Source organism: Streptomyces sp. P5F9, from assembly GCF_057961495.1.
In genome coordinates, this window is record NZ_JBXVPZ010000395.1 from 1 (window position 1) to 9,229 (window position 9,229).

Sequence of the window (9,229 nt, forward strand, 5' to 3'; positions counted from 1 at the left end):
CCCCGGCCCGGTCGTGCCCGGAACCGGCACCCTCCTCGCCCTCCCGCAGCGTCACCGTGCCGTCCCAGGAGGTGTCGTGGAACACCAGATGCGTGGCCGCGTCGGCGACCACCAGCTGCACCGGCATGGTGATGTACAGCGGATCGTCACCCGGCGCGAAGGCATGCCCGGGGTCGGTGTTCCACAGTCGATACGTCCCGTCGCGCAGCCGGGGGCCCGACGCGCGCCCGCCGAGCCCGAAGAACCGGGCGTCCGCCGCCACCTCCGAGCGCTGCATCCAGCGTGCCGTGCCCCCGCCCACAGGCTCCCACCAGCGCGGCGGCAGATCACGGCGCAGCGTCACACCTCCGGGCGTACGCACCTCGACCGCGCCGTGCCGCGACACCGCCACCGTCACCCGCTCCGCCACGACCCGCCAGCCGCCGTCCTTGTCCGGCTCCAGGACGGCCCGGGGATCCGGCTCCGGGCAGCGCCCGCCGAGCGCGTACGACGGCTCCGGACCGGCCCCGTCCCAGCCCCAGAAGACGGCCCCGTTCGCGGCGACGGTGATGCGCAGCTCGGAGCGGCTGAACCGGATGACCCCGCCACCGGGCCCCGGCTCCGCCTCACGCACCGGCCCGGGTACCCGAGCCCGCTCAGCGCCCCGCGACGGCAGCCCGGTGGCGTCGGCACGCCGCCTGCGCCATGCCGCCCGTACGGTACGCAACCCCTGCGCCGCCCCCGTCGAACCGACCACCTTCACCGAACGCACCAGGTCACGACCGTCCATGCTGCTCACCCTGCCATTACAGGCCCCAGACAACCGTGTCGTTCAACTGCCGTTCACCCGTGCTGGGACCACATCTTCACGACACGGACTATGTGGAGCCCGCCCTGGTGCAGAAGTCGATCACATGGCATCGTCCGTGTCAGCCGCGTCACGCGCACATCCCCGCACGTGCGCGACCGACGCACACGACGCGCACAGTCCCGGGAGCCGCCCCATGTCGACCGCGAACCCCCTGCCGCTCTGGCAGCCAGATCCGGAACGCATCGCCCAGGCACAGGTCACCAGGTTCCAGTCCTGGGCGGCCGAGCACCACGGAGCCCCCGCCGAGGGCGGCTACGCGGCACTGCACCGCTGGTCCGTCGGCGAACTGGACACGTTCTGGCAGGCCGTCACCGAGTGGTTCGACGTCCGCTTCTCGACCCCCTACGCGCGCGTGCTCGGCGACCGCTCGATGCCCGGTGCGCACTGGTTCCCCGGAGCGACCCTCAACTACGCCGAGCACGCCCTGCGCGCCTCGGCGACCCGCGCCCACGAACCGGCCCTCCTGTACGTCGACGAGACCCACGAGCCGAGCCCGGTCACCTGGTCGCAGCTGCGCCGCCAGGTCGGCTCCCTGGCCGCCGAACTGCGCACCCTCGGTGTACGCCCCGGAGACCGCGTCAGCGGCTACCTCCCGAACATCCCGCAGGCCGTCGTCGCCCTGCTCGCCACAGCGGCCGTGGGCGGCGTCTGGACGTCCTGCGCCCCCGACTTCGGCGCCCGCAGCGTCCTCGACCGCTTCCAACAGGTCGAACCGGTCGTCCTGTTCACCGTCGACGGCTACCGCTACGGCGGCAAGGAGCACGACCGCCGCGACACGGTCGCCGAACTCCGCCGCGAACTGCCCACCCTGCGCGCCGTGGTCCACATCCCCCTCCTGGGAACCGATGCCCCCGAGGGCGCCCTGGAGTGGTCCTCCCTGACCTCGGCCGACGTGGAGCCCGTCTTCGAAGAGGTCCCCTTCGAGCACCCCCTGTGGGTGCTCTACTCCTCCGGCACGACCGGCCTCCCCAAGGCCATCGTCCAGTCCCAGGGCGGCATCCTCGTCGAACACCTCAAACAACTCGGCCTGCACTGCGACCTGGGCCCCGAGGACCGCTTCTTCTGGTACACGTCCACCGGCTGGATGATGTGGAACTTCCTCGTCTCCGGCCTCCTGACCGGCACGACGATCGTCCTCTACGACGGCAGCCCCGGGTACCCCGACATCGGCGCCCAGTGGCACGTCGCCGAACGCACCGGGGCGACCCTCTACGGCACCTCGGCCGCGTATGTCATGGCCTGCCGCAAGGCAGACGTGCACCCGTCCCGCGACTTCGACCTCTCCAAGGTGAAGTGCGTCGCCACCACCGGATCACCCCTGCCGCCCGACGGGTTCCGCTGGCTGCACGACGAGGTCCGCGACGACCTGTGGATCGCCTCGGTCAGCGGCGGCACGGACGTCTGCTCCTGCTTCGCAGGAGCCGTACCGACCCTCCCCGTGTACGTCGGCGAACTCCAGGCTCCGGGCCTCGGCACCGATCTCCAGTCCTGGGACCCGAACGGCGAACCCGTGATCGACGAGGTCGGCGAACTCGTGGTCACCAACCCCATGCCGTCCATGCCGATCTACTTCTGGAACGACCCGGACGGCACCCGCTACCACGACAGCTACTTCGACACGTACCCCGGAGTCTGGCGCCACGGCGACTGGATCACCGTCACCTCCCGAGGCTCCGTCGTCATCCACGGCCGCTCCGACTCCACGCTCAACAGGCAAGGCGTGCGCATGGGTTCGGCCGACATCTACGAAGCGGTCGAACGACTCCCGGAGATCAGGGAATCCCTCGTCATCGGCATCGAACAGCCCGACGGCGGCTACTGGATGCCCCTCTTCGTCCACCTCGCCCCCGGAGCCGTCCTCGACGACGCCCTCCTGGGCCGCATCAAGCAGACGATCCGCGAGCAGCTCTCCCCGCGCCACGTACCCGACGAGGTCATCGAGGTGCCCGGCGTCCCGCACACCCTCACCGGGAAGCGCATCGAGGTACCCGTCAAACGACTCCTCCAGGGAACCCCGTTGGAGAAGGCGGTCAACCCGGGCTCCATCGACAACCTCGACCTGCTGAGCTTCTACGAGGACCTCGCCCGCAAACGCGCCTGATCGCCCTCCCGTAGAGGACGATCACCCTCCATAGGTGGCCTCGGACGCGCCCTCGCCGAGTACAGCGGCGAAGTCCGAGGCCAGCCGCACCGCGGCGGCCGGTTCGAGCTCGGCGACGGAGATCCGTACGCCCGGCTCGGACGACAGCCGGAAGCGTGCCCCCGCGGCGACCCACCAGCTGTACGACCGCAGCCCGTTGACCACGGCGGACTCATCACGCACGGGCACCCAGAGGTTCATGCCGCTCGCCCCGTGCGCGTCGATTCCCCGCCCGCTCAGCTCCTTGCGGAGGGTCTCCCGGCGCAGCACATAAGCCTCCTGCGCACGCGTGACCAACGCGCGCGTGCCGTCGTCCGTCATCAGCCCGTGGACGGTCTCCTGGAGGAGATGACTGACCCAGCCGGACGTCAGCAGCAACCGTCCGTCGTGCCGTGCCAGCGTGATCGGATCACAGGCGGCCGCGGCCCACCGCAGGTCGGTGCCGAGGAACTTGCTCACCGTCCGCACATGCACCCAACGCGACAGCCCACCCGAGGCCAGCGACCACAGGGGAGCGGCCGCCACGGAGGACGCGTGATCGTTCTCCACGACCAGCACCTCCGGCTCGTCCCTGAGTACTTCGACAAGTGCGTCCCGGCGCGCGGCCGAGAAGCAGCCCCCGTACGGATTCTGCGCCCGGGGACTGCACACTACGGCGCGCACACCCGCCCGCAGCGCCGCGCGCAGGGCATCGGGACGGATGCCCTCGTCATCCACGGCGACAGGCACCATCCGCAGCCCCAACGCCGTGACCAGATCCAGCAGATGGTGATAACCGGGGTCCTCCATGGCCACGGCGTCCCCGGACCGCAACTCCACGGACAGCAGCCGCCCGATCAGATCCAGCGCCCCGTGCGCGAAGGTCACGTGCTCCACGGGCATACCGTCGGGCCGAAGCCAGTCCCGTACGGCCTCCTCCAACCGCGCCAGCCGCGGTGTCGACCGGTGGGACCGCGCACCGGGGGAGAGCTGCGAAGGCGGCACCAGGGCCGGCAGGAACGCCGGATCGGGGTGCCCACCGGCCAAGTCCCGCAAGCCTTCCGGGACCCGGGGCGGTCGCCGTGACGCCACCGCCGGAGCCTGCGCCACCACCGTCCCGCCCCGTCCGCGCGTGACGACGATGCCCCGCTGCCGCAACTCCTTGTACGCCGTGGCGACGGTTCCCGGACTCACCCCGAGCCCGTCCGCGAGCCGCCGCACCGGAGGCAGCGCGGCACCCGGCCCCAAAGCCCCCTCGGCCACACGCCGTTCGACGGACGCGGCAATCCCCTTGGCCGTCGTACCACTGATCCCATATTGTATTGCCACGTCGATCACTATGTATCAATACATAATTCAACGCAAGGTGGAGTGGTGGGCAGGACGAGTCGCGCAGCCGTACGGCCGAAACGCATACCCGGAGGACGCGACGGCCGCAGAATGCTCGTGATCGCCCTCGTCGACCGCACCGGCAGCGGCCTGTGGGCCTCCGTGTCCGTCCTGTACTTCACCTACGTCTCGCATCTCTCCGTGGCCCAGGTGGGCACCCTCGCCGCGATCGCCGGGGCCATCGGCATCGCCGGCGCACCCCTGGGAGGGCGCCTGGCCGACCGGTTCCCGCTCACCCGCGTCCTCGTCACCCTCCAACTCCTGCGCGCCCTGGCCTCGTTCGCCCTGCTCACCACGGACAACTACGTCCTGCTGATCGTCTTCTCGGCCGCCGGCGGCTTCGGGGACCGCGCCGCCAACGTGCTCACCAAGCTCTACGCCACCCGCGTCGCAGGCCCGGACCGCATCCGCTACCAGGCCATCAGCCGAACCGCGGCCAACGCGGGCTGGGCCCTGGGCGGTCTCACCGCCGCGGCCGCCCTCGCCCTCGGCGCAACCGCCGCCTACCACTGGCTCCTCCTCGGCGACGCCCTCTCCTTCGTCGCCGTCGCGGCCCTCACTCTGGGCTGCGGCGAACCCCCGTCACCGCAGCGCACCGTAGCGATGTCGAAGGACGCCCCACCAGCGAGCAGGCCTCCGAACCCCTGGCGCGACCGCACCTACCTCGCGTACGTCGCGACCGAGACCGTCCTCTTCCTCGACGACGCCGTCTTCAAGGTCGGCCTGCCGCTCTGGATCGCCCACGCCAGCGACGCACCGCACGGACTGGCACCCCTGCTGATGGTCCTCAACAACGTGATGGTGGTGGCGCTCATCGTCCCCCTGGCCCGCTTGGCCACCTCGACAGCGGCCACCCGCAACCTGCTGATACCGCTCTCCGTCGCCTTCGCCCTGGGCGGCGCCACCCTGGCGCTCTCGGCCACCGGCGGAGCCGACACGGCGATCGTGCTTCTCACCGCCTCGGCCGCCGCCTTCACCATGGCGGAAATGCTCCACGCCACCATCTCGTGGGAACTCTCCGTCGCCCTCGCACCCGACACCGCACAAGGCGCCTACCTCGGCGTGCACGGGCTCGCCCAGTCCACCCAGCGCAGCATCGGCCCACTCGCGGTCACCGCAGCCATCGCCACCGGTCCCCTCGGCTGGACCGTCTTCGGCGCCACGATCGCTCTGACCTGCATGATTCAGCACCGTCTGGTCCGTGAGCCACTCGCTCGGACGCCATTGTCAGTGCTGCCGGTTACTGTGAGTGAGCATTGATCGACCGTGCACAGGGGGAAACATGGCGCACACCGACCACCAGACCATGCGACGCGTTCTGCGCCGCGAAATCGCGGGCACCATCGGCCTGTTGACCGACGAACAGGACTTCAGCGCCATGCGGCGCTATCGCAGCTTCACCTTCGACGACCACACCGCCTACCTCCAGCAGGTGGAGGCACTCCTCAGGAGCCGCGCCCTCCAGGGCAGCCACACCAGCGTGGCCCTCTTCGACCCCGAGGAATACGCCGAGTTCTGCGCCGGCAGCGGCCTCGACCCCGACATCCCGTCGAGCCGCGCCCGCTTCACCGCCGAACTCGCCGCCACCGGCCCCACCCTGCTCTACGAAGGCCAGCCGTTGGCCGACCTCCTCCCGGCCCTGGTCGACGAGGCCGTCCGCCAGGCGACCTGGGAGTACGCGACCACACTCCTCGCCCGCCTCGGCGCCTGCGCCTCCTGCGGCGAGGACATCGGCCGCGCCGCCTTCACCCGGGCCTCCGGCCTCCTCGTCCGCATCCTCGACACAGCCCGACCCGGCAACCGACACCTCGTCTGCAGCGTCTCGGGATCACCGGAAACCATCATCTCCGTCCTCCACGCCGACCAGGACGAGGACGGCACCACGCACCTGGACGACGCCGAGGCCCTCGAATTCACCACGGTCCTCGCTCTCGGCCTCGCCACCCGAAACCCCGGCGGCCTCGTCATGCGCACCACCAGCCCCAACACCCCCGACTGCATCTACGGCTGGCGCCTCCGCGGCGACGGCCTGGAAGCCCTAACCGCAGGCGAGGTCTTCGACGCCTACTGCACCGACGTCGAATCCGGCGACCTCATCTCCCCGGAATCAGGTGTCGACTACTGCGTACCGCCGGACCTCGGAGATCTAGAGCCGCCCCAAGGAGGACACCACCACTGAACACGCCAGGGGCGCCCCACCCACTGGTGAGGCGCCCCTGGAACACAACCGACGGACGGCTTCCCGCCCGACGACTGGGTTCGACTATTCGCCGGACAGCACCGCCTGAGCCGCCGCGCGCGCCTCCTCGGCACTGTCCGCGGCGCGCGCGGCCAGCGCGGCCCGCTCGCACTGCGCCAGCGTGTACTTCGCCAGCGTCGAGCGCACATAAGGAATCGAAGCCGCACCCATGGAAAGGGAGGTGACCCCAAGACCGGTCAACACACAAGCCAGCAGCGGATCGGACGCGGCCTCACCGCAGACACCACAGCTCTTGCCCTCGGCCCTCGCACCCTCGGCGGACATGGCGACCAGGTCGAGCAGCGCGGGCTGCCACGGATCCTGCAGACGGGACACCGCACCCACCTGACGGTCGGCGGCGAAGGTGTACTGCGCGAGGTCGTTGGTCCCCAACGACAGGAACTCGACCTCCTGCAGAATCGAGCGCGCCCGCAGCGCGGCCGACGGAATCTCCACCATCGCACCGAACTTGGCCCGCAGCCCGGCCTCCCGGCACGCGTCCGCGAACGCCTTCGCGTCCGCACGGTCCGCGACCATAGGCGCCATGACCTCAAGGTAGACCGGCAACCCTTCGACGGCCTTCGCGAGCGCCGTCAGCTGAGTACGCAACACATCGGGGTGGTCGAGCAACGACCGCAGACCGCGCACACCCAGAGCCGGGTTCGGCTCGTCGGCCGGCGTCAGGAAGTCCAACGGCTTGTCCGCGCCCGCGTCCAGCACCCGCACGACGACACGTCCCTCGGGGAACGCCTCAAGCACCTGCCGGTAGGCCTCGACCTGCTTCTCCTCGGACGGCGCCTTCTTGCTGTCGTCCAGAAAAAGGAACTCGGTACGGAAGAGCCCCACACCCTCGGCCCCCGCCTCCAGCGCGGCCGGTACATCAGCAGGACCGCCGACGTTGGCCAGCAGCGGCACCTTGTGCCCATCGGAGGTGGCACCAGGACCGGTGGAGGCGGAGAGAGCGGCCTTGCGCGCGGCCGCCGAGGCCTCCAGCTGCTCCTTCTTCTCGTCACTGGGGTTCACGAAGATCTCACCGGTGCTGCCGTCCACGGCGACCACCGTGCCCTCGGCCAACTCCCCGGCCCCCGGCAGCGCCACCACGGCCGGCACACCGAGCGCCCGCGCCAGGATCGCGCTGTGACTCGTCGGCCCGCCCTCCTCGGTGACGAAACCGAGCACCAGCGTCGGGTCCAACAGCGCCGTATCGGCAGGCGCAAGGTCACGAGCAATAAGGACGTACGGCTCGTCGCTGTCCGGAACACCCGGCATCGGCACCCCGAGCAACCGGGCGACGATACGGTTCCGCACGTCATCGAGATCGGCCACCCGGCCGGCGAGATACTCACCGGCACCGGCCAGCAGAGCACGGTAGGCGGCGAAGGCGTCATAGACGGCCCGCTCCGCGGTACTGCCGACCGCGATACGGCGTTCCACGTCCGCCATCAGCTCGGGGTCCTGGGCCATCATGGCCTGCGCTTCGAGCACTGCCTGGGCTTCGCCCCCCGCCAGATTGCCGCGCGCCATCAGGTCGGCCGCCACAGCGTCCACGGCTTGGCGGGCGCGCCCCTGTTCACGCTCCGCGTCCTCCACCGGAATCTGCTTGGCAGGCGGTTCCAGAACCGCCGTCCCCATGTGCCGAACCTCGCCGATCGCCACACCGTGGCTCACACCGACGCCTCGCAGCGTTGTCTCCATCTCACCCGTCTCCGATAGTGCGGCGGGTCCCGCCGCCGCGGTGGTTGTCCTGCTCACCGTCATACGACGGCATTGACGTCACTCCCAGGTGAAGAGACTGTCGCCGGCCTTCACATCGCCGTCCTCGCGGAGATCGGAGAGGGCATCGGCTGTGGCTTCGAGAGCCACGATCGGGCACACCGGGGACTTGCCGGCGGCCTCGACGGCGGCCGGGTTCCAGCGCACGACACTCTGGCCGCGGGTCACGGCGTCGCCCTTGTTGACGAGCAGCTCGAAGCCCTCGCCATTGAGCTGCACGGTGTCGATACCGAGGTGAGTGAGCACGCCGTGCCCCTCACTGTCCACAACCACGAAGGCGTGTGGGTGGAGGGAGACGATGACTCCGTCCACGGGAGAGACGGCCTCGGAGGGCTCACGTACGGGGTCGATGGCCGTGCCGGGGCCGACCATGGCTCCGGAGAAGACCGGATCCGGCACCGCCGCCAGTCCGATGGCACGTCCTGCGAGAGGGGACGTCACGCTGGTCATGGGAAGCCTCCCAGGGGTGGAAATGTGATGGGGCCGTCACTACCTGTCCCGGACGGCACACTGAGCAGCAGGGTATGTCATATGTAGTAACGGTTCCGCCCGAGAGGTCCGGATTAGTGGTCTAGACCACACCTCTAATCGATTTGCACCTGCTCTACGGCCGCATGTACAGTCGTACTCCTGCTTGAGGCTGAGCGACGCGACCAAGCGTCTTTGCTTGGCTTGGCAGCACCCAACTTGTCAGATCCTATCCCGGGGTCACTTTCTGCATGCCTGCAGGACGGTGGTCAGGGGGTCGGAAAAACACTGATAGAGTTTGGAACACCGAAGGGAAGCCCGGAGGAAAGCCCGAGAGGGTGAGTACAAAGGAAGCGTCCGTTCCTTGAGAACTCAACAGCGTGCCAAAAAT

The 9,229-nt window shown here is 69.8% G+C and carries 6 protein-coding genes and 1 pseudogene; 3 read left to right on the forward strand and 4 right to left on the reverse strand.

The features are described from left to right. Positions 1 to 769, reverse strand: a pseudogene (locus AC31A1_RS39805) (glycosyl hydrolase); the annotation flags it as partial. 214 nt (positions 770 to 983) lie between these two features. Between AC31A1_RS39805 and AC31A1_RS39810 the strand changes: the two are divergent. Continuing rightward, positions 984 to 2,951, forward strand: coding sequence for an acetoacetate--CoA ligase (locus AC31A1_RS39810; RefSeq protein ID WP_489657960.1), 1,968 nt, complete (start codon positions 984 to 986; stop codon positions 2,949 to 2,951). Positions 2,952 to 2,972: 21 nt separating this feature from the next. Here the strand turns inward: AC31A1_RS39810 and AC31A1_RS39815 are convergent, their stop codons facing one another. Next, positions 2,973 to 4,298, reverse strand: a complete 1,326-nt coding sequence (locus AC31A1_RS39815; RefSeq protein WP_489657961.1) for an aminotransferase class I/II-fold pyridoxal phosphate-dependent enzyme — start codon at positions 4,296 to 4,298, stop codon at positions 2,973 to 2,975. Between the two features lie 111 nt (positions 4,299 to 4,409). Here AC31A1_RS39815 and AC31A1_RS39820 point away from each other — a divergent pair, with 111 nt between their 5' ends. Together AC31A1_RS39820 and AC31A1_RS39825 are read left to right on the forward strand one after the other, a co-directional pair. Continuing rightward, positions 4,410 to 5,618 (forward strand): MFS transporter, encoded by a 1,209-nt coding sequence (locus tag AC31A1_RS39820; protein ID WP_489657962.1) that lies wholly within the window; start codon positions 4,410 to 4,412, stop codon positions 5,616 to 5,618. Between the two features lie 22 nt (positions 5,619 to 5,640). Next, entirely contained in the window at positions 5,641 to 6,537 is an 897-nt protein-coding gene (locus tag AC31A1_RS39825) for a DUF8829 domain-containing protein (protein WP_489657963.1), read from the forward strand. Between the two features lie 84 nt (positions 6,538 to 6,621). Here the strand turns inward: AC31A1_RS39825 and ptsP are convergent, their stop codons facing one another. Continuing rightward, the gene (gene ptsP, locus AC31A1_RS39830; RefSeq protein WP_489657964.1) at positions 6,622 to 8,292 is read right to left on the reverse strand and encodes a phosphoenolpyruvate--protein phosphotransferase; all 1,671 of its coding nucleotides are present in this window, start codon (positions 8,290 to 8,292) and stop codon (positions 6,622 to 6,624) included. A gap of 78 nt (positions 8,293 to 8,370) precedes the next feature. Continuing rightward, positions 8,371 to 8,820 (reverse strand): PTS sugar transporter subunit IIA, encoded by a 450-nt coding sequence (locus tag AC31A1_RS39835; RefSeq protein ID WP_489657965.1) that lies wholly within the window; start codon positions 8,818 to 8,820, stop codon positions 8,371 to 8,373. Positions 8,821 to 9,229 lie beyond the last annotated feature (409 nt).